Here is a 20,646-nt window from a genome sequence, read left to right as displayed (position 1 = left end):
AAAGGGGTCGAATAATTTTTTTCTTTGCACTCCGATTCTGAAGGGGAGTCGGGAAAAATACATACAGAGAGGTGTCCGAGTGGTTGAAGGAGCACGCCTGGAAAGCGTGTATACCCCTAAAGGGTATCGAGGGTTCGAATCCCTTCCTCTCTGCAAAACAAGCCTTTCCGCGATGCGGAAGGGCTTTTTGTTTTTTAGCTTTCCCAATCTCAACCGATATTTAATTATGCCGAGTAGAGGAATCGTAGAATGGATACTAGGACTAGAGAGAAATCAATTCACCATTGCGTATTTCTGTTCTCCCAAACAGATCAAATTCACCCCTGAATTGAACATATCATTGCAGGGAAATGAAATCGCGATAATTTGACCATTTGCTTCCTGGCGCAGATTTCCCACCTGTGGTCCCGGATTATAATCTTCCAACAATACAAGTTCTTCTAAAGGAACATAAAACTCCTCACTCTCAAATTCCATTTGGTAAATGGACTCTACATCAACACGGTATTCCTCTCCTCTGACGGAGTAGCTTCCTTCGGAATAGCTATACCATCCTAAATCGGCTCCGTCTGGCGCAATCCGAACCAAACCCTGCCTAGTAATCGTGCCATTGGATGAAAAATTAAGCTGATCAATGTACCAAAGGCCTCTATCGGTATTTTCATAAGCCAACTCATAGGTTCCGTTCAGGTAACTCACCGGAAGTTCATCCTTGTCCTCGGAGCAGGAAATAAGCAAAAGTAGAATCGGTATTAAAAAGACTGTTAATTTTTTCATAGGAGTAAAATTATGAGTGGAGCAGCTGAGACTTTAGGTAATACGTAAAAGCCATAGAATGTGATACAATTCACCGTCACTACCTCAAAAAAATGTTTCTCGATTTGGCTTTAATCCCCATAATCAATCTCCGTATATCCTTCCTCCTCTATACGCTTTTTCTTTTCATCCATCAAATCCATGGTCACATTGACCTCAAAGGAAATCAGAATGATCAGTGATGTGATATACAACCAAAGCAACAGGGCAATCAGCGTTCCGATGGACCCATAAAGCTTATTGTAGCTGGCAAAATTATTCAGATAAAAAGTGAATCCGTAGAAGGATAGGGTGATTAAGAGTCCTGCGATATTTGCTCCGATGGAGAAAAAATGCCACTTGTCATGAACAGCAGGCGCAAATCTGAAAATGAATGCTGATGAGAAATAAAATACCGCCAGTAAAACCAAGAATTTGAGTGCATTAAACAGGAAAATCAAAAACTCTGAATTGAAAAGCTGAAGGTTTTCGATTCGTTGGATAGCAATACTCCCAAAAATCATGGTTGTACTGGCTATGATTATGGTCAAAACTAAGATAAATACGATCAGTACAGATATGCCCCTACTTTTGAAAAAGCCTCTGTTCTCATTTGTCTGATAAACTGAGTTGAATGAGTTCATCATGGAGATCACTCCTTGACTAGAGGCAAAAAGCGCAAAGAAAAATCCGAAGGAAAGTAAGCTTTGGCGGGGCCTGGATACGATATCAGTGATGGTTCCTTCCATCTCTTCAAAAATATCCCCGGGTACAATTTCTGTAATAAACCCCAGAATATTTTCAGTAGTCACCAAAGGAAAAAAATTCTGGAGATAGGGAATCAAATTGAGTAAAAACAAGAGCAAAGGGAACAAGGCGACAAAGAAACTAAAGGCCATGGAGCCAGCCCGCTCGGTGATATCATCCTTTTGCAGCTGATCGATAAAAAGCTTGCCGGTATCGTAGAGATTTTTGTCCGGATTGCCAAAGTGCACCTTGCGCAGCCGCAGGAGTTGTTCCTGAGTGAATTTTTCTACTTGCTTGATTCGCTTGTTGACCACAATTGGACTTTACTTAAAAGTAAGGTTTCAATAAATCTAATAAATTCTTTGGGGGTCTGGTAGGTTGATGATTCTCTTTTTTCAAAAAAGCCAGAACTGTCCAGCCTTCTGTGATAAGCTCTCCTTGCTCATTGAGCACTTCATATTCAAAGCGGATTCTTACCCCCGGCATGCTTGGAATTTTTGTGCGGATAGTCAGCTTTTCATCGTATTTGCCTGGTTTGATATATCGGAAGTGACTTTCCAAAACCGGCATCATGACCCCTTCCTCCTCCATTTTCCGATAGGAAAATCCGATCTGTCGCATGGCTTCCACTCGCCCCACTTCGAAATACATGGCGTAATTGCCATAGTACACGTAGCTCATTTGATCAGTTTCGGCGTATCGAACTCGGATTTGCGTATCAGCTTGGTACATATTAAAATATTTTTGCCCGATTCAAAGCCGCCTGATAGCGTCTCGCATTGGCATTATGCTGGGACAAGTTAGTAGCAAAGACGTGATAGCCGGAAAAATCTTCTTTTGCACAGAAATACAGGTAGTTATGATCTTCAGCGTTTAGCACGGCGTCCAGAGCTGAAATATCCGGAAGATTAATAGGGCCGGGAGGCAAACCTGCATATTTGTAGGTGTTGTATGGGCTGTCAGTTTCCTTGTGAACATTCAGCACGCGTTTGATGGAAAAATCTCCCAAGGCAAATACCAGAGTAGGATCCGCTTGTAAAGGCATGCCAAGTCGAAGGCGATTAAGATAAACGCCTGCTATACGGTCTCTTTCGTCATTTTTTTGGCTTTCTGCCTGGACGATGCTCGCTAGCGTACTGACTTCTTTTTGGGAAAGCCCTAAAGCCTTAGCCTTTTCCTTCCGAGATTCCGTCCAGAAATTTTCATACTCCCGATACATCCGATCAAAAAGAGCCTCTGCGCTTGTATTCCACCATACTTCATAGGTATTGGGGATAAACATGCTCATGATCGTCTCCTCGTCAAAATCAAACTTACGGATGTAAACCGAGTCCTGTAGCAAGCCGAGAAATTGATCGGATTCGATTTCGAGGTTACTAGTTATTTTTTCTGCCAAATCTTCCTTGGTCCTTACATTATTGAAGGTGATGCGAATGGGAGTCTGATCACCCGATCGAAGCAGCCTGACCAATTGCAGGTTGGTCATTCGGGGCTTGATACTGTAAAGTCCCGGCTTCACCAGCTCCTGATAGTCCAAGACCTTTGCGACAAAACCAAAGCTGACTGCATCATTGATGATTTTTTGATCATAAAGCTGATTGGCCACATACTGGTAGTTGGCATTGCTGGGAATGCGAAATGCAATCGGCTGATCATTGTCACTTTCGACCAATATATTTGGGCTGAAAAAGACCTGATAGAAATAAAAGGTCATCGAAATTCCCAACACTGAAAAGGTGATGATCAGGATGAGCAGTAATTTTTTCTTCTTATCGGCTAGCATGACAGCAAAAATATGAAAACACTTTATTTATCTCTCTGCTAACAGCCCCCGCTTGAGAAAAGTTGTCGGCACGCTTTTCAGAAAATTCCAAAAAGGTATGGATAGACTAGCTTTCTCCATGATATTTGGATCTCCATAAAAAACTAAATTCAAAACCCATGACCATTCCCGTTGCCTGTGCAGTCATCTTGAATGACCAAAAGGTTCTATCGGTCCGCAGGTCCAAGGATATGCCTTTAGCGGGCTATTGGGAATTTCCGGGAGGGAAAGTGGAGGAGGGCGAAAGTGCAGAAAGTTGCATAGTTCGGGAAATTGAGGAAGAATTGGGGGTTCAGGTTCGAATCCTATCCTCTTTTCCGAATCATCCCCATGCGATGACTTCCGAGAAATCCATTCAGCTCATTCCCTTTTTGGTTAGAGTGGAGGCAGGGAAAATCACGCTTTATGAGCATGATCAGCTTTCTTGGCTGGGCCAAAGTGAACTTTTTGAAGTAAATTGGGCACCTGCAGATATCCCGATTGTGAAGTATTTGGAGGAAAATTGGGATGATTTACTAGTTCAATTTTCTAAGTGAGTTGGGCAGCTTAAGCATTGATTGACCAAAAAGGCCTAAAAACTATGTCAGCCGAATTTATTAAACTTTACGAAGAGAATCCCGATCCTAAGCGGATACGCCATATTGTGGATATTTTACGGGATGGGGGAGTGGTCATCTATCCCACAGATACTGTCTACGGGATCGGCTGTGATATCACTAATCAACGGGCAGTCGAGCGGATTGCCAAAATCAAGGGAATCAATCCCAAAAAGCATAATTTCTCCTTTATTTGTGCCGACTTAAGTGATATTGCCCAGTACACGCGAGTCATTCACAAGCCGGTGTTTAAAATGATGAAAAAAGCTTTCCCCGGGCCTTTTACTTTTATTTTGGAAGCCAGTTCACAGGTGCCCAAGATCATGCAAATGAACAAGAAGACCGTGGGGATCCGGGTTCCGAATCATAATGTACCCCGAATGCTGGTGCAGGAATTGGGGCAGCCTATACTCACTACATCGATCCATGATGAAGATGAGGTGATCGAATATAGCACAGACCCAGAATTGATTTTTGAAAAATATCAGCATCAGGTGGATGTGGTTATTGATGGAGGATATGGTCAGAATGTGGGTTCTACCATATTGGACTGTACCGGTGAGGAGGTAGAAGTAATCCGGGAAGGTTTGGGTTTGGTGGAGGAGATTCTTTGATGAAGACTGTCTTTGCAGATTTGCCTTACTTCCCCAATCTGGAGTATTTCTGTGCGATTTTGGACTCGGATAAGCTCGTTTTAGATCCTCAGTCAATTTATCAGCGCAAGTCCTTTTTCAACCGCACCCAAATCCGACTGGCCAATAAAGTGGAGACGCTTTCAGTTCCGATCGTTGGGCGAAGACCTCGGATTCCGCTCGGGGAGATCGAGATTGACTATCGCCAAAAATGGCAAAAAGTACACCTTCGTGGGATTCAAAGTGCCTATGGAAAGACTCCGTTTTTCGAATTTATTTTCCCCTATTTCGAAGCGCTTTTTGAGCAGGAATACAAGCTTCTTTGGGATATGAACCTTCAGGTGCTGACAATCTGTCTGAAAATCATGCAATGGCCTGTCAATTTGGAAATTGCTTCGGAGTCAGCCGATAAGCAGGGATTTACTGACATAAGAGGGCTTCTGATGCCGGGATCGCATTTTTCGCAGCGGGATATTTACCAGCCGGTGGCCTATGTTCAGAATTTTGGCTTAGACTTTGAACCCAACCTGTCGATCTTGGATTTGTTATTCGCTGAAGGACCTCAAGCCAAATCGATCTTGCAGGCATCTTCAAAAAAACATTGAACATTCGTTAAATTGATTGTGTTTTTAAAACAAATTCGGTAACATACGTACAGTTTAACTATCTATTCAGAAAGGAAATAAATGGAAGCAAAATTTTCGAACAGAGTCAAGGAGGTAATTTCCCTTAGTCGAGAGGAAGCGCTCCGCTTGGGGCACGACTATATCGGCACGGAGCACCTTCTGTTGGGTATGATTCGTGAAGGAGAAGGGGTAGCTGTTTCCATTCTTAAGAAACTTGGAGTTCCAATGGACGAACTTCGGGCTTCTATTGAGCGGGCAGTTCGTGGTACTGCCAACCACAATGTAAAAAATATGGCCAATATTCCGCTGACTCGTCAGTCGGAAAAGGTGTTGAAAATCACTTATTTGGAGGCGAAAATTTTCAAAAGTCAATTGATCGGAACAGAGCATCTGCTTCTATCCATCTTGCGTGACGAAGAAAATATTGCCACTCAGATTCTCAATAAATTTGATGTAAACTATGACTCGGTGAAAGAAATGCTGGAAATGCAATCTGATTCGGGTGCTAGTCCGAGAGCAAGAGCTGAAGCGGATGACGCGGATGATGATGGCTCCAAACTATTCGGTTCACCAGGAGGAGGTTCAGGTACTTCCAAGTCAGGTTCTGAAAAGTCCAGAACTCCGGTTTTGGATAACTTCGGAAGAGACCTGACCAAGATGGCTGAAGACGACAAATTGGATCCAATCATTGGTCGGGAAAAAGAAATTGAGCGAGTGGCTCAGATACTTTCACGAAGAAAGAAAAACAACCCCATCCTTATTGGAGAACCAGGTGTCGGTAAAACTGCCATCGCCGAAGGTTTGGCACTTCGAATCGTACAGAAAAAAGTGTCTCGTGTCCTGTTTAACAAGCGCGTAGTTACTTTGGATCTAGCATCTTTGGTTGCAGGGACCAAATATCGAGGGCAGTTTGAGGAGCGAATGAAGGCTGTAATGAATGAGTTGGAGAAATCTCCAAATGTCATTCTTTTCATAGATGAGCTGCACACCATTGTCGGTGCGGGTGGTGCTTCAGGATCATTGGACGCTTCGAATATGTTTAAGCCAGCTTTAGCCCGAGGAGAAATCCAATGTATCGGTGCTACCACTTTGGACGAGTACAGACAGTACATCGAAAAAGATGGCGCTTTGGCCAGAAGATTCCAGATGGTCATGGTGGATGCTACATCCCCTGAGGAAACCATTCAGATTCTCAATAATATCAAGGATAAGTACGAGGATCACCATAATGTAAACTATACCGAAGCGGCTATTGACGCTTGCGTCAAGCTATCGGATCGATACATCTCGGATAGATTTCTCCCTGATAAGGCAATTGACATTTTGGACGAAGCGGGAGCGAGAGTCCATATCAATAATATTCACGTCCCGGAAGATATTCTCAAGCTAGAAGCTGAGGTAGAGGAAATCAAAACCGAGAAAAACCGGGTTGTAAAATCTCAGAAGTATGAGGAAGCTGCACAGCTTCGCGATAAGGAGAAAAAACTTCTTGAGCAGCTAGAGCAAGCCAAAAACCGCTGGGAAGAAGAGAGCAAAACGAAGCGTTTCACAGTCGATGAAGAAAATGTCGCAGAAGTAATCGCTATGATGACTGGCATTCCTACCAAGCGAATTGCACAGAATGAAGGAGCAAAACTCCTGAATATGAATGAGGAGCTTTCTGGAAAAGTGATTGGTCAGGAAGAAGCGATTAAAAAGTTAACCAAGGCAATTCAGCGAACAAGAGTTGGACTGAAGGATCCTAAAAAGCCTATCGGATCATTTATTTTCCTAGGACCAACTGGTGTCGGTAAGACAGAGCTTGCTAAAATGCTGGCCACTTACCTATTCGATAAAGAGGATTCCTTGATCCGAATTGATATGTCTGAGTATATGGAGAAATTCTCCGTCTCTAGACTTGTCGGAGCGCCTCCGGGATATGTTGGTTACGAAGAAGGTGGACAGTTGACCGAGAAAGTCAGAAGGAAGCCATACTCAGTAGTCCTATTGGACGAGATTGAAAAAGCTCACCCAGATGTGTTCAATATTCTTCTTCAGGTATTGGATGATGGAATATTGACCGATGGACTTGGTAGAAGAGTTGACTTCCGAAATACCATCATCATCATGACTTCAAATATTGGAGTTCGTGACCTGAAAGACTTCGGTGCGGGAATCGGTTTTGCAAGTAAGGCTAAGCAGGACAATATGGACGACATCATGAAGTCCACCATTCAGTCTGCTTTGAAAAAGGCCTTCAGCCCTGAATTCCTCAATCGTTTGGATGATGTCGTGGTATTTAACTCACTCACCAAAGAGCATATCTTCAAAATCATCGATATCTCATTGGCCAAGCTTTTCCACAGAATTACGGACTTGGGCTATAAGATTGAATTGACTGACAAGGCCAAGGATTTCTTATCAGAAAAAGGCTACGATCAGCAATATGGTGCAAGACCGCTCAATCGAGCGATTCAAAAGTACCTAGAAGATGCTGTTGCCGAGGAAATCCTCAAAGGTGATCTTTCTGAAGGTGATGTAATCACTGCCGATCATGATGGAAAAGCTTCCGAGCTTACCATCACGGTCAAAAAGAAGAAAGAGAAAGCTGAAGAATAAGAATTAAGTATTCAGATAAATTTAAAATCCCGAGATCAGAAGTCTCGGGATTTTTTTTGACTATCTCGAAAAGAATAATCGGGTAACGAATATCCCCTGTCCATCATCTGCACCGGCATCACTTTCTACTCCCGAGGTGACATACGTTAAGTTCCAACCTTCCATCAGCATGCTGTTAATTTTTGATGCGATTACCGCATCATTCGAAGCGATATTTTGGAAGTTGATTCCGGTGGCACTGAAGAAGTTCAAAAGTTTGGTTTCTTCGAGTTCATCTACCTTGATCTTGCCTCGCTCAATTTCGTTTTGATTGCTTTTCTTTCCGTCAGTTCTTTCGGTAGTGAAGTTGGAGGCATCTACCTGGGTCTGACTGTCGATGATTCGTGAGCGGCCTAATCCCATGGGTACGATGGACTCGACTACCGTGACTACTTTAAACTCTGTTGGTTTTTGACCGGTGTTGCTCATCTGCTGAGCATAGGTGGCCTGAAATACAAGGGCCAAAAAGAGTGCTGAAAGGATTTTGATTTTCTTCATTTTACCTGATGATTAGAATATTCTCCTAATCAACGCAATTTTTTACTTTATGAGTGATTATTTTAAAGAGATAAAATGAAAAATAATAAGGCCACCCCAAGCACCAAGGTCATCACTTTCGCTTTTTCCATGTCTTCTTTTTTCACTTTCCTTTTTCTCATCACCATGATGGCTAGGCTCAATCCGAAAAATTGAAGAAGCATCGCAACTCCATTTAAAGGGCCCATCGGAGCCTCTACCAATTGAAATTGTGTATTGAAAATCGACAAGGTCGCTAAGATTATTCCTACGATACCGAATAAAAATGATCGTTGTAGTAGTACGCCTTCCGGCAGGTCAGTCCATTTCATGATAGTTACTTGGATTTTTGTGAAGATAAGGAATCTTCTGAGCTGTGTGGAGTTCTATTTTTGGGTCAACTCCTTTTTTCTTTTGGAGAAATAGTGTTCAATTTCATCCAGGCTTAGGGCATTCAGGGTCATTTCTTTAGTTAGTCCTCCTTTTCGTCCAACTAAGACCCCGTACTTCATATCCCCGTAGCCATCCATTTCATGTGCGTCGGGATTGATGGATAGCATCACCCCTTGGTCCATGGCATAGCGCACCCATCTCCAGTCCAAGTCCAAACGCCAAGGATTGGCATTGATTTCTATCGCTACCTGATGCTTTGCACAGGCATCGATGATAGTTTTGTGATCGATAGGATATCCTTCCCGTCTGAGAAGTAATCTTCCAGTGGGATGTCCAAGGATGGTGGTGTAAGGATTTTCAATTGCAGCAAGTAGTCGACTTGTAGCACGCTTGATGTCCATGTTTAGGATAGAATGGATGGACGATACAATGAAGTCGAAACTTCCCAAGACCTCATCAGGATAGTCCAGACTCCCATCCCCGAGGATATCCGATTCAATCCCTTTGAAGATTTTGAAAGGTGCCAATTCCTTATTCAACTGGTCTATTTCTTCTTGCTGTTTTTGGACCTTTTCGATCTCTAGGCCCCCTGCGTAGCTAGCTGTACGTGAGTGGTCAGAAATTCCCAAATATTCATAGCCCAACTCCTTACAATATTCTGCCATCTGTCTCAGACTATGCTTCCCGTCGCTGTAAGTCGAGTGATTGTGAAGAATTCCTTTTAGGTCTTTTTCTTCCAATAGATCAGGAAGCTTTTCTTCCAAAGCCAGCTGAACTTCTCCGTAGCCTTCCCGCATTTCTACAGGGATGTACTGAAGTTTGTGTTGGGAGAAAAATTCCGAATCGTTTTTGAATCCATTCGCCCTCAGCGCATCTCCAATTGATAGATTTTCAGAGATTTTGCTTTGAAGATGAAGTGGACTGGCACAAAGTGCATACTGCTTCACCGGGAAATCATTCAGACTGCAAAGGTGAATGGTGAATTTCAAATCCACAGCTTGCACCTTTCCTCTAATCGAAAAGGGCCCCGACTGGGACGCGTCCATTTCAAAATCCTCCAGATCCTCAAATTTCTTTTTGATAGACGAAATGTTCCCTGCGCCAATCAGCCATTCTGCCTGAGAAATGATCTCCATTTTGCGGGCATATTCTCCAACCAAGGTGACTTTAGACTCCTTTAGCTCATTTTCAAGTTTTTCTGTAAGATTCTCCAATACCTCCTCAATATCTGCATAAAGCCATTTTCCGGCATTGGAGGCTTTGAATTCCAGGTTTTGAATAATTGTATCTTGAGTTTTTTCACCGAAACCTTTGATCTTGGCTACCTTTCCACTTTGACAGGCTTCCATCAATTCATGAGTGGAGGTGATTCCCAATTCTTCCCAAAGTGTTTTCACTTTTTTGGGTCCCAATCCCTTGATTTGAAGGATTTCCAGGATTCCCTGCGGAGTTTTTTCCAGCAGCTGATCTAGCTGGGGGAAACTTTCACTTTCCTTCAGACTTTTGATAGCTTCGAGAATGCTCTTTCCTACTCCGGGTACTTTGGACAATTCATCCTCACTCAGCTCCATAATATCCGCATCGCCTCGCTCCAGCGAATTGAGAGCGGACTGGTAGCTACGGATTTTGAAAGTGTTTTCATCATGCAGCTCCATGAGCTGAATAGTAAGCTTGAGTTTTTTGAGGATGGTCTTGTGGTCCAAAACGAATAAAATTTGGTTGCAGAATGATGACAAATGTCTTCATTATTTGTTTTAAAATAAAGTCTGATCATTTATCTTATAAGAGCCGTTAATTAATTCGACGGAGTTTCTTTCTGAAATAAAATATTAGAAAATTGAGCTATGAATTATTGGATGGTCAAAAGTGAACCCAATTCCTACTCTTGGGATGATTTTGAAAAGCAGCAAGAGGATATTTGGGATGGTGTTCGTAATTATCAAGCGAGGAATTATCTCCGTGAAATGGGGCAGGGAGACTTGGTTTTATTTTATCACTCTGGAAAAGAAAAGGCGGTGGTTGGAATTGCTAAGGTCAGTTCATCCCCATTACCTGACCCAAAAGATGAGGCTTGGACGGCGATTATGCTCTCTGTGCATCAAAAGCTTACAAATCCCGTAAGCTTAGCTCAGATAAAGGCTGAGGACCGCCTGGCAGATTTACCCATGCTAAAGCAGTCTAGACTTTCGGTCTTACCGGTGGGTAAAGATGAGTTTGAATTAATCCTAAAAATGGCCCAATGAGATTTATTCTGGTTTTTTTGATTTCCTTTTTCATGACCTTACCGGGATTCAGTCAGGTGGAATTTGTTTCTAGGTTTGAAGTCGAATCCGAGTATTTTGATCCGCTCTTTGAGATGGTTAGGACAGAGGATGGCATGATAGCATTCCGTACCATTGCGAAGCGAGCATTTTCTGGCGAACGGGTTTTTCAATACATGCTTTTGGATCGGGAATTGAATACCGAATTAGGATTGATTGAGCTTCCCGTTCAGCCGGGTTATGACATGATTGGCTATGACCTTGATGGAGCTTTTCTATACATTTTGTTTCAAAAGGGGACCGGAATTACCGGTGATAAATATGTACGCAAGATCGATTTAGTAAGTCAGCAGGGATTCGACTATGATCTGGATAATTTGCTTGACCTGGAGTTAAGAGAGTTTTTGGTTCAGAATGATCGGGCGATTTTTATGGGTGTAGCGAATTTGCGACCGGCAGTACAGGTTTACAGCCTCATGGACAAAAGTGTGCATACGGTACAGGGGGTATATGGAAATGACACCCAAATCCTACAAATCCGAAAAATGCCTGAGGTGGAAGCTTTTGAGGTGGTCATTAGCCGAGAGGGACCCTATCGCAGTACAGAGGTGATTTTGAATACCTATGATTTGCTCGGGAATCTTCTCCGGGAAGTCAAGGTGGATAAATTTGGAGAGGAAAGTCAGGAAATAATCGAGGCAGTAGTGGTGGAGGATGGGCCATACCGAAAGGAAATGTATGGTTCATTTGGCTTGGCAAGAAGGGACTCCTACTTGGGTATGTACCGATTGGATATCAATGAGTTTGGAGAGTATGAGACTCGGCTTTATACCTTGGAAGATTTTCCTAATTTCTTCAATTATTTGGATGAAAAAGCTAAATCGAGAAAGGATGCTGATGTACTGAAGCAGGTGGATAGAGATAAAATTCCGAGTATCCGCAATGTTTATACGATTCGGGACGTGCGAAAAGGTCAGGATGGGACCTACCTGTTTTTTGATCATTACAACATTATTAATTCTCGAGGAGCACCGCTTTCTGCGCCGAACTCCTACCGAAGTAATGATTGGAGTCGAATGACAAACAGTTCGGACTTTTTAGATCCAATTTATGTCAGATCCTTGGGACGGGGCAGACAGGCTGTTTATTCAGAGTTAAGTTACATCTCGGCTCATTTTGTCAAGCTAGGCGAGGATGGAAGAGTAATCTGGGACAACTCTGCTACTTATGATGATCTCTTGACAGACTATATCCTTCCCTTTGGTGAGATTGCTGTGGTCGATAATGAATTCTACCATGCCTATGTAAGAGACGACAAGATTAGGCTTTCTTATTTCAAGGATGGAGAAAAGATCTTCGATAATCTGGATTTTGAATTAGAACTTCTCAACGAAAATGAGCGAATAGCAGAGACCAATATGGAGAGCCTTCAGCTTGTCCATTGGTATGATCGTTATTTTTTACTTACCGGAACTCAACGAATCCGATTTCAGCGAGAAAATGGACAAGCAAGTAGCAAAGAGGTATTTTTCTTTTCAAAAGTACTCGTAGCAGGGGATCTCTTCGAACCGGAGGATCCTCGGTAGTCATTTTTCTTTTTATATTTACGGCAAATCCAACCCATGCAAAAAAGGCTAGTTTTAAATCAGCAGCAGATTCAGATTATCCTCAAACGATTCTGCCATCAGCTGATCGAAAATCACGACAATTTTGAAAATACTGTGCTATTGGGGCTTCAGCCAAGAGGAATAGTACTTCTTGATCGCATAGTCAAAGAACTCGAGATCGTCTCAGGCGAAAAAGTGCCCGCCGGATATTTGGATGCAACTTTTCACCGCGATGATTTTCGCAGGAGAGATTTTCCTCTAAAAGCAAATGAAACAAAAATCAATTTTTTGGTCGAAGGAAAGAAAGTGATTCTCGTAGATGATGTACTCTACAAAGGTCGATCCGTACGGGCCGCGATGGATGCGATGATTGCCTTTGGTCGTCCTCAAAAAGTGGAATTGATGGTCTTGGTTGACCGTAAACTAACGCGCGACTATCCCATCATGCCGGATTATTTTGGGATAAGAGTGAATACCTTGGATTCTCAATATGTAGTCGTAGAATGGGCCTCCCAAGGGCAGCCTGAAGATGCAGTTTGGATCACCGAAAAAGAAAAGAAATAACCTATGTCTCAGCTCAGCACCCGCCATCTTCTTGGAATCAAAAACCTCACTGAAGAGGATGTTAATCTGATTCTAGATACTGCGGAAAACTTCAAAGAGGTGATCAACCGGCCGATCAAAAAAGTGCCATCTCTTCGAGACATTACTATTGCCAATATCTTTTTTGAAAACTCAACCCGGACACGACTTTCCTTTGAGTTAGCCGAAAAAAGACTGTCTGCCGACGTGGTCAATTTCTCTTCCAGTAACAGCTCTGTCAAAAAAGGAGAAACACTGGTAGATACTGTCAACAATATTCTTTCCATGAAAGTGGACATGGTGGTGATGAGACATAGCAGCCCGGGTGCACCTCATTTTCTTTCTAAAAATATCAGTGCCAATATTGTCAATGCAGGAGATGGGACGCACGAGCACCCTACGCAAGCCCTTTTGGATGCATTTTCGATGAGAGAAAAGCTAGGCGATCTTCAAGGAAAGAAAATCGCAATCATTGGCGATATATTACACTCAAGAGTAGCACTCTCAAATATCTTTTGCCTGCAAAAGCTCGGCGCCGAAGTCATGGTCTGTGGACCGATTACGCTTTTGCCAAAGCATATTGAAAGCTTGGGAGTAAAAGTGGAATTGGATGTTCGGAAAGCCTTGGCTTGGTGTGACGTGGCGAATGTGCTCCGGATTCAATTGGAAAGGCAGCAAATCAAGTATTTTCCAAGTCTTCGTGAATACTCCCTTTACTACGGGATCAATAAAAAGATGCTCCAGCAACTCGATAAAGAAATCGTGGTGATGCATCCAGGTCCGATTAATCGTGGAGTCGAGCTTTCCTCAGACGTGGCTGACTCGAAGCAGGCAATCATATTGCAGCAGGTAGAAAATGGGGTAGCTGTGCGAATGGCTGTTCTATATCTTTTGGCAGGAGTCAGGAGCTGATTATTAGCTTTTTCTCCAACGGCCTCCGCCAACATAGAACCCAAACGTAAATCCGAAATATTGATTGACAGCCTCTCCAATCACTGCTCCAGAAGTATCCTGAAGATTTGAAGGAGGAATGAAATTATATTCAGCACCCATTCTGAATTTTCCCAATTCGATCCCTGCACGAAGCATTGGTGACCATTTGAAATTGGCTTCAAGATTTCCAACATCGGTATCATCAATGGTGTCAGCATCGATTTCTACAGAGCTCAGTGCATAATAGCCAAATCCAGCACCGATGTATGGGGCAAAATTACTTCCTCCATTATTGAAGTAATAATCCAAGGTGCCCGAAACGGATACATTGGCTGAAACCTCGCCTTCATAATCCTGAGAAATATCGAAATACGTCACATCTTTGGCTAGTCCGGCTATTCCAAGGCGAATACCAACATTGAGATTATCTCGTACATTGATTTTCGGTTCGATATTGACCAATGCACCTATGCCTCCATTTTTTGGGATAGCGGGTCCTAAGTCCATTCCGATTCGGAATTTTCCGGCCTGTTGGGCAAAAGTCAAAGTGGAAAGTCCGATGAATAAGCAAAGTGTGAGTAATTTCTTCATATCGTTTCTATTTTGTCAGTCACAGGCAAAAAAGGTTCCAGAATTACTAAACTTCAATTAAAGTATCCTAGTTTTAGAATCAAATTGCATTTTTATGCTGGAAGTCCAAAATCTGATCAAAAAGTACGGTAAGCAAAACGCTGTCAATGACATCACTTTCGACCTTCAGGGAGGTGAAGTGGTAGGATTACTAGGTCCAAATGGTGCCGGGAAAAGTACCACCATGAAATGTATTGTAGGCTTGCTACGCAAAACATCCGGAGAAATCAGAATTGGTGGATACGATCACCTATCTATAGAGGCCAAACGGCTTTTCAGTTACATCCCGGAAACCCCTTATGTCTATGACTTGCTGACGGTAGAGGAGCATTTACAATTCGTAGCTCAAGCCTATGGCGTACGAGACTGGAAGGCAAAAGGCCATGAATTGTTAGAAACGTACGATCTGCAGGATAAAGCCAAAAAACTAGGAAAAGACCTTTCGAAAGGCATGCGGCAAAAAGTATCTATTTGCTGTGCGCTCTTACCGGATCCTCAGGTGTTGTTTTTTGATGAACCTATGATTGGTTTGGATCCAAAGGCTATCCGAAATACCAAACGGATATTTCGAGAATTAAAAGAAGCTGGAAAGACTATTCTAGTCAGTACCCACCTGATTGATTCGGTAGAGACGATTGCAGATCGGATCATGATTTTGAAAAATGGAAATATCATCGGAAATGATACCCTTGACAACTTGAAGCAGACCTTCGAACAAGGAGAGAGTGGAACACTGGAGGATATATTTTTAGAATTGACAAAGGATGAATGAGATCAAACTGCTGATTCGGAAGGATCTGCTGATCCTGAAAAATAATATCCTGCTAATCCTGCGAAATCCCCTTCGACTGATTCCGTATGCAGCGATCGTGGGCTATTTTTTCTTTATCTACACCATGCGGATGCGGGACCGTGCGGAAGATATGGAAAGTCAAATGCCGGAATTGGATGCAAATGGGCTTCCGGAAGTGGATTTTGCTGTACAGAATATTATTGGCGGAGTGACGGTTTTGGCGTTGGGTTTTCTTCTTTTTCAGTTATTCCGTGCCACGAAACGCAATGTTAGCTTTTTCACCATGGCAGACGTAAATCTGCTTTTTACAGGGCCTGTCAAACCTGAAAATATTTTGATCTATTACATGGGGAGGTCCATCTTGCCCTCCCTGGGTGGAAGTATCATTTTCTTGGTGTATGGCGGGAGTCAGATGGCTGGCACTTTGGATTTTTCACCCGATAATATCTTCTTTATTCTATTTGGATTTGCCTTTTTCTTCTTTCTGCTTTCGCCGATTCGTTTTTTGATTTATACGCTGCACACGAAGTATGATATTCTAGAGCCCATAAAAAACGGAATTACGGTTCTGGCAGTGGTATTAGGAGCAATGGTATTGATACCCGGCTTGATGGCAGAGAAGTTTTGGCAGGGGATGTTTAGCTGGATTGCTTCTCCTTGGTTTGATCTGTTTCCGATTGTCGGTTGGACTCGTGGAATGATGAGTTATGCCTTTCACCAAAACCTGATCTTGGCTTTGGCCTTTTTCGGCTTGTATGTGTTGACGTATTATTTGATTGTTCGCTTGGTTATTCAATTTGCCGGCTATTACTACGAGGATGTACTCGAAGTCACCAAATCCAATGAAATCCAACGAGATAAGGTCAAGGGTAAAAAGGAAGCTTCTGAGGCAACAGGCAGCTTGAATACTAAAAAGCAGCTCGCACTTCCTGATTTCGGGGTAGGGGCCAAAGCATTTTACTGGAGGAATTATGTGCATGCCAGCCGACAGGATTTTCACCCACTATTTGGGGTTTATAGCCTGGTCATGGCCGGCATCGGGATAGTCTTCGCAGTATTGTCACGTTTTGATTGGTTTTCGCATAAAGTCCTGAACGGATACATTTTGGTGCTTCTGGGCTTTTACTTCCTGGCGGGTATCGGCCGCACGAATATTGGAGATCTCAAAAAGCCCTATTTCTTTTTGATTCCAGCATCTTGGTCCGCCAAATTTTGGAATTTGATCAAGTTAGATTTGGTTCAAATCCTGCTCTTTGCTGCGGTTATGATCGTTCCCTCCGTGCTGATTGCTGGTTTGCATTTGCTCATGATACCCATTTTTATTTTTGGGATCATAGTCTCTTACATGATAGGAGTCTGTATTAATTTGATCCCGCAGATCTCTCTAGAGGAGGGCTGGGATCGAAAGCTTATCAAACCAGTCATGCTGATCGGGATCTTTCTGTTTGGGATTATTCCAGCCTTGATTTTTGGAATACTTGTTTTTGTACTGACCAAGCAGTTTGTCTGGATGATGCTCACGGTAGCAATTGGGATGAGTTTTGTTGCAGCTATTTTGATTCATGTGGCATTGGATGTACTTACCCGCCTGGAGTTTAAGGAGGCTAATTAAACACCATAGAAATTAGGCCATTCTTTTTCCATTCCTTCTCTTGGGGATGAAAAATCTCTTATTTTTGCCCCAACCCAAATAAAACGAAGACATGATTTATAATTCCATCATTGAAACCATCGGTAATACGCCGATGATCCGACTAAATCGAGTAGCTAAAGACATCAAAGGGGAGGTGCTGGTAAAGGTAGAGTACTTTAATCCAGGTAACTCGATGAAAGACCGAATGGCTATCAAAATGGTGGAGGATGCCGAGAAGGCAGGAATTTTAAAACCGGGAGGTACCATTATCGAAGGAACCTCGGGTAATACCGGTATGGGGCTTGCTTTGGCAGCTGTGGCCAAAGGTTACAAGTGTATTTTTACCATGGCTGACAAACAGTCGAAAGAAAAAATCGATATTCTGAAGGCTGTAGGAGCAGAAGTGATTGTTTGCCCTACCAACGTTGCGCCTGAAGATCCAAGGTCTTACTACTCCGTTGCTCGGAAATTGAATGCTGATATCCCCAATTCTTTTTACCCAAATCAGTACGACAACATGTCTAACACGGCCGCTCATTATGAGACAACGGGTCCGGAGATTTGGAAGGATACTGACGGAAAGATTACCCATTATGCTGCAGGGGTCGGTACAGGCGGGTCCATGTGTGGTACGGCTACTTACTTGAAGGAGCAGAACCCAAATATTGTCACGGTGGGAATTGATACCTATGGTTCAGTTTTTAAAAAATACAAGGAAACCGGAGTCTTCGACGAAAAGGAGGTTTATCCTTATTTGACAGAAGGAATCGGAGAAGACATCCTTCCCAAAAATGTCAACTTCGACGTGATTGACCATTTTATCAAAGTGACTGATAAAGATGCCGCGGTAATGACCCGACGTCTCGCTCGAGAGGAAGGGCTCTTTATCGGATGGTCCTGTGGTGCCGCAGTTCATGGTGCATTAGAATGGGCTAGAGAGAATCTAAAAGAAGGTGACCAAATGGTGGTGATTTTACCAGATCATGGTACACGCTATTTGGGCAAGGTTTACAATGACGATTGGATGCGCAATCATGGATTTTTAGAGGATAAAAGCTATGCTACAGCTAGGGATATTATCTCCAAGCGACCTTCAGATTACAGTTTGATTGCTGTGAAAAAATCAGACGCAGTCAGAGAGGCAATTGCACTGATGAATAAAACTAGTGTGTCTCAAATCCCGGTCTTGGATGGAGGGGAAGTAGTAGGAAGTGTCACCGATACCAAATTGCTTTCCAAGATCATTGAGAATCCGGTATTGAAGGACGCACATGTGTCCGATGTGATGGAAGATTCCATGACTTTCGTAGCTGGTGATAGCACGCTAGATGTACTTTCTTCCATGATCGAAAAAGAAAAGGCGGTGTTGGTGCGTGACGGAAATGGAAATATCCATATCATTACAAAACATGATATTTTAGAAGCGTTTACCAATTAATATCCATGATCAATCCAATAAAGTTGGAGCAGATGCTCCAAAGGCCTGTACATTTTGATATTGACAAAGCTTTAAGACGAGGCTGGGAGCTATTTAAGACCAATCCCTTGTTATTTATTGCTTTCTTTTTGGTCATCATAGGTATATCGGCAGGAGCATCTTTTTTCTTGGAAGACTTTGCCGGGATTGTTTCCATTTTCGTCACTCCAGCTTTGACAGCAGGCTTTTATTTGGCTGCAAATAGGGTAAGCCGGGAGGAACATTTGGATTTCAGCCACTTCTTTGATGGCTTCAAATTCTGGTTTCCAGTAATCGTGGTCAATTTGGTATCTGGTATTTTGACCGTCTTAGGAATTATTGCACTGATCATTCCAGGTATTTATTTGGGCGTCGCTTACAGCTTTGCCATGGCATTTGTATTATTTGCCGGCTTGGAATTTTGGACTGCGATGGAGTTCAGCAGAAAGCTGATCACCAAGATCTGGTGGAGGTTTTTTGCTTTCCTGATTCTCCTTTTGTTGATCAATTTGGTGGGGCTACTTTTTCTTGGAGTAGGACTTTTGGTGACAGGTCCAGTTAGTTATTTAGCAATCTATGCCGCTTTTGAGGATTTGACAGGAGACTATTTAGTAGAAGATGAAGGAACCGTCAATCTTCCTCATGCGCCAGAAGCATAGCCTCGAGTCGGTTTCGGCATTTGGCAGTGTATTCATCAACAGCAGTCGGTGAGGGATGGGGAGGCTGTAAAGCTTCTGAGAAATAAATTCGAACTTTTCCCGGTTTGAGCAAAATCGAACCCCGTTTCATAATCCGGTCGGCTCCTATTACGGCCATTGGTAAAATGGGGATTTGACTTTCGATGGAAAGGCGAAAGGCTCCTTTATGAAAAGTTAGCAGGGTTTCCGAAGTGTCATTCCGGGTTCCTTCCGGTGCTACGACCACAGATTTACCTTTGGAAAGGATTTCGACGAGTTTTTCCAGGCTTTTTCTGCGGGACTCGGTGGAGGTTCGGTCCACCCAAATGGCAAACCTGCCCACAATCCAACCGAAAACGGGGATCTTCGAAAGCTCCATCTTACCAAGGGCTTTTAGTGTCTGAGGAATAGCTATGGGTATGACTGGCGCGTCAACAAAGGAACGGTGGTTGAAAATAAAAATGTAAGGCTGACTTTTGTCGATATATTTCAGCCCTTCGACCTGAAACCGAATTCCGGAGAGGAAGGACCAGGTACCTGCCCAGAGTCGGATAAAGAAAAAAGATATTCGATCACCCCGTTCAGAAATCAAGGAAGGAATTACCATAAATAGCCCAAGCAAAATCATCAAGATGATGAAAATCAAGGCTGAGTAAATCGTATAAATCCACTGGAAGAACTTGATCATCCGAAATATTCGTTAATTTTGGGTTCGAAAATAATCCTTTAACTCTTTGCTTGCACAAGCCCCGATGCGATTTGGGGCTTTTTCATTTGGTTCTTCAGATTTTTTTTAGAACCTACTAGATTTTCCAAATCGGCTCGATGAAGCTGATAACCTAATCGCGAGAAAAAGTTAACTAATTTCTTGCTTCTTTTCTTTTCTTTTCTTTTCTTTTCACTGTTTTATGTTAAGTGTTATTTTATTATGAAAAAGTTAAAAATTGTTCTCATTTCGTTTCTGTTCATTTTGGTTTCCGCCTGTGTCAGTGATGATGATGTTGCAGAGGTTCCTTTATTTGAAGGGTCATCTACAGAGTTGCTTGAAGGTGTCAGAAAGTTCCCTGCTTTTACTGATTACGAAGATGTATTAGAATTAAAAAATCTTCAGGAAACACCTGATTTTGTATCATTTGCAGATTTGGTTAACAGTCCTAAAAATTCTAAATCTGAAATTGCAAGAGTTTGGCAGGAAGATGATTTTTTAAGGGATTTTTCCGACGCTTACGTTTTGAAAATATTGGATTCTAACGGTATGGTGATCATTGGAGACTTTTTAATAAAACTTGACTTTAATAGTAAGAAAGCCT

At 42.7% G+C, this 20,646-nt stretch carries 22 protein-coding genes and 1 tRNA gene; 14 read left to right on the top strand and 9 right to left on the bottom strand.

The genetic code is table 11. The features are described from left to right. Positions 1-65: 65 nt before the first annotated feature. A tRNA-Ser gene (locus OU792_RS16535) sits at positions 66-153 on the top strand. A gap of 120 nt (positions 154-273) precedes the next feature. On the opposite strand, the gene OU792_RS16530 is transcribed toward OU792_RS16535, so the two are convergent. The 4 genes from OU792_RS16530 to mltG form a co-directional block, all read right to left on the bottom strand. After that, a complete protein-coding gene (locus tag OU792_RS16530) occupies positions 274-777 on the bottom strand; it encodes a hypothetical protein (protein WP_274670771.1) in 504 nt (167 codons plus the stop codon). Positions 778-887: 110 nt separating this feature from the next. Then, positions 888-1,856 (bottom strand): YihY/virulence factor BrkB family protein, encoded by a 969-nt coding sequence (locus OU792_RS16525; protein ID WP_026947023.1) that lies wholly within the window; start codon positions 1,854-1,856, stop codon positions 888-890. A 13-nt stretch (positions 1,857-1,869) separates the two neighbouring features. Continuing rightward, entirely contained in the window at positions 1,870-2,274 is a 405-nt protein-coding gene (locus OU792_RS16520; RefSeq protein WP_026947022.1) for an acyl-CoA thioesterase, read from the bottom strand. 1 nt (position 2,275) lies between these two features. Further along, positions 2,276-3,325 carry an endolytic transglycosylase MltG gene (gene mltG, locus OU792_RS16515; protein ID WP_274670770.1) on the bottom strand — a complete coding sequence of 350 codons (1,050 nt, stop codon included), beginning with the start codon at positions 3,323-3,325 and terminating at the stop codon, positions 2,276-2,278. 158 nt (positions 3,326-3,483) lie between these two features. On the opposite strand from mltG, the gene OU792_RS16510 reads away from it, so the two are divergent. The 4 genes from OU792_RS16510 (at position 3,484) to OU792_RS16495 (ending at position 7,816) form a co-directional block, all read left to right on the top strand. Continuing rightward, the gene (locus OU792_RS16510) at positions 3,484-3,900 is read left to right on the top strand and encodes a (deoxy)nucleoside triphosphate pyrophosphohydrolase (RefSeq protein ID WP_134199810.1); all 417 of its coding nucleotides are present in this window, start codon (positions 3,484-3,486) and stop codon (positions 3,898-3,900) included. A 44-nt stretch (positions 3,901-3,944) separates the two neighbouring features. After that, positions 3,945-4,574, top strand: a complete 630-nt coding sequence (locus OU792_RS16505; RefSeq protein ID WP_026947019.1) for an L-threonylcarbamoyladenylate synthase — start codon at positions 3,945-3,947, stop codon at positions 4,572-4,574. Further along, on the top strand, positions 4,574-5,197 hold the full coding sequence (locus OU792_RS16500) for a WbqC family protein (RefSeq protein WP_274670769.1): 624 nt from the start codon (positions 4,574-4,576) through the stop codon (positions 5,195-5,197). The genes OU792_RS16505 and OU792_RS16500 overlap by 1 nt, the downstream gene beginning before the upstream one ends. Before the next feature lie 81 nt (positions 5,198-5,278). Beyond that, positions 5,279-7,816: an ATP-dependent Clp protease ATP-binding subunit gene (locus tag OU792_RS16495; protein ID WP_026947017.1), complete on the top strand. Its 2,538-nt coding sequence runs from the start codon at positions 5,279-5,281 to the stop codon at positions 7,814-7,816. A 60-nt stretch (positions 7,817-7,876) separates the two neighbouring features. Here the strand turns inward: OU792_RS16495 and OU792_RS16490 are convergent, their stop codons facing one another. The 3 genes from OU792_RS16490 to OU792_RS16480 all read right to left on the bottom strand — a co-directional run bounded on the left by OU792_RS16490 (position 7,877) and on the right by OU792_RS16480 (position 10,419). Continuing rightward, complete coding sequence (locus OU792_RS16490) at positions 7,877-8,353, bottom strand: hypothetical protein (RefSeq protein ID WP_134199816.1); 477 nt, start codon at positions 8,351-8,353, stop codon at positions 7,877-7,879. 62 nt (positions 8,354-8,415) lie between these two features. After that, on the bottom strand, positions 8,416-8,703 hold the full coding sequence (locus OU792_RS16485; RefSeq protein WP_026947015.1) for a hypothetical protein: 288 nt from the start codon (positions 8,701-8,703) through the stop codon (positions 8,416-8,418). Between the two features lie 54 nt (positions 8,704-8,757). Next, positions 8,758-10,419, bottom strand: a complete 1,662-nt coding sequence (locus OU792_RS16480; protein WP_446698916.1) for a helix-hairpin-helix domain-containing protein — start codon at positions 10,417-10,419, stop codon at positions 8,758-8,760. A 189-nt stretch (positions 10,420-10,608) separates the two neighbouring features. Between OU792_RS16480 and OU792_RS16475 the strand changes: the two genes are divergently transcribed. The 4 genes from OU792_RS16475 to OU792_RS16460 are packed head-to-tail and all read left to right on the top strand — an operon-like array spanning position 10,609 to position 14,126. After that, positions 10,609-11,007, top strand: a complete 399-nt coding sequence (locus OU792_RS16475; RefSeq protein ID WP_274670767.1) for an EVE domain-containing protein — start codon at positions 10,609-10,611, stop codon at positions 11,005-11,007. Next, complete coding sequence (locus tag OU792_RS16470; RefSeq protein ID WP_274670766.1) at positions 11,004-12,611, top strand: hypothetical protein; 1,608 nt, start codon at positions 11,004-11,006, stop codon at positions 12,609-12,611. Before OU792_RS16475 ends, OU792_RS16470 begins: the two co-directional genes overlap by 4 nt. A gap of 36 nt (positions 12,612-12,647) precedes the next feature. Beyond that, positions 12,648-13,196 (top strand): bifunctional pyr operon transcriptional regulator/uracil phosphoribosyltransferase PyrR, encoded by a 549-nt coding sequence (gene pyrR / locus OU792_RS16465; protein ID WP_024283476.1) that lies wholly within the window; start codon positions 12,648-12,650, stop codon positions 13,194-13,196. A 3-nt stretch (positions 13,197-13,199) separates the two neighbouring features. Next, entirely contained in the window at positions 13,200-14,126 is a 927-nt protein-coding gene (locus tag OU792_RS16460; RefSeq protein ID WP_024283475.1) for an aspartate carbamoyltransferase catalytic subunit, read from the top strand. A gap of 3 nt (positions 14,127-14,129) precedes the next feature. On the opposite strand, the gene OU792_RS16455 is transcribed toward OU792_RS16460, so the two are convergent. Then, positions 14,130-14,738 (bottom strand): outer membrane beta-barrel protein, encoded by a 609-nt coding sequence (locus OU792_RS16455; RefSeq protein WP_134199823.1) that lies wholly within the window; start codon positions 14,736-14,738, stop codon positions 14,130-14,132. Between the two features lie 94 nt (positions 14,739-14,832). Between OU792_RS16455 and OU792_RS16450 the strand changes: the two genes are divergently transcribed. The 4 genes from OU792_RS16450 to OU792_RS16435 all read left to right on the top strand — a co-directional run bounded on the left by OU792_RS16450 (position 14,833) and on the right by OU792_RS16435 (position 19,318). After that, positions 14,833-15,549, top strand: a complete 717-nt coding sequence (locus tag OU792_RS16450; RefSeq protein ID WP_100629308.1) for an ABC transporter ATP-binding protein — start codon at positions 14,833-14,835, stop codon at positions 15,547-15,549. Further along, complete coding sequence (locus tag OU792_RS16445) at positions 15,542-17,182, top strand: putative ABC exporter domain-containing protein (RefSeq protein WP_274670765.1); 1,641 nt, start codon at positions 15,542-15,544, stop codon at positions 17,180-17,182. Before OU792_RS16450 ends, OU792_RS16445 begins: the two co-directional genes overlap by 8 nt. A 91-nt stretch (positions 17,183-17,273) precedes the next feature. Then, complete coding sequence (locus OU792_RS16440) at positions 17,274-18,641, top strand: pyridoxal-phosphate dependent enzyme (RefSeq protein WP_026947008.1); 1,368 nt, start codon at positions 17,274-17,276, stop codon at positions 18,639-18,641. A 5-nt stretch (positions 18,642-18,646) separates the two neighbouring features. Next, positions 18,647-19,318 carry a hypothetical protein gene (locus tag OU792_RS16435; protein ID WP_274670764.1) on the top strand — a complete coding sequence of 224 codons (672 nt, stop codon included), beginning with the start codon at positions 18,647-18,649 and terminating at the stop codon, positions 19,316-19,318. Here the strand turns inward: OU792_RS16435 and OU792_RS16430 are convergent. After that, on the bottom strand, positions 19,290-20,024 hold the full coding sequence (locus tag OU792_RS16430) for a lysophospholipid acyltransferase family protein (protein WP_342453742.1): 735 nt from the start codon (positions 20,022-20,024) through the stop codon (positions 19,290-19,292). The two genes, OU792_RS16435 and OU792_RS16430, sit on opposite strands and share 29 nt — an antisense overlap. A 240-nt stretch (positions 20,025-20,264) precedes the next feature. On the opposite strand from OU792_RS16430, the gene OU792_RS16425 reads away from it, so the two are divergent. Continuing rightward, on the top strand, positions 20,265-20,646 hold a 382-nt coding region (locus OU792_RS16425), incomplete at its 3' end, for a hypothetical protein (protein WP_274670763.1).

This window comes from Algoriphagus sp. NF (genome assembly GCF_028823735.1).
Lineage (GTDB): Bacteria > Bacteroidota > Bacteroidia > Cytophagales > Cyclobacteriaceae > Algoriphagus > Algoriphagus marincola.
The sequence above is the reverse complement of the archived record's forward strand: the minus strand, read 5'-3'. Positions and strand labels throughout refer to the sequence as shown.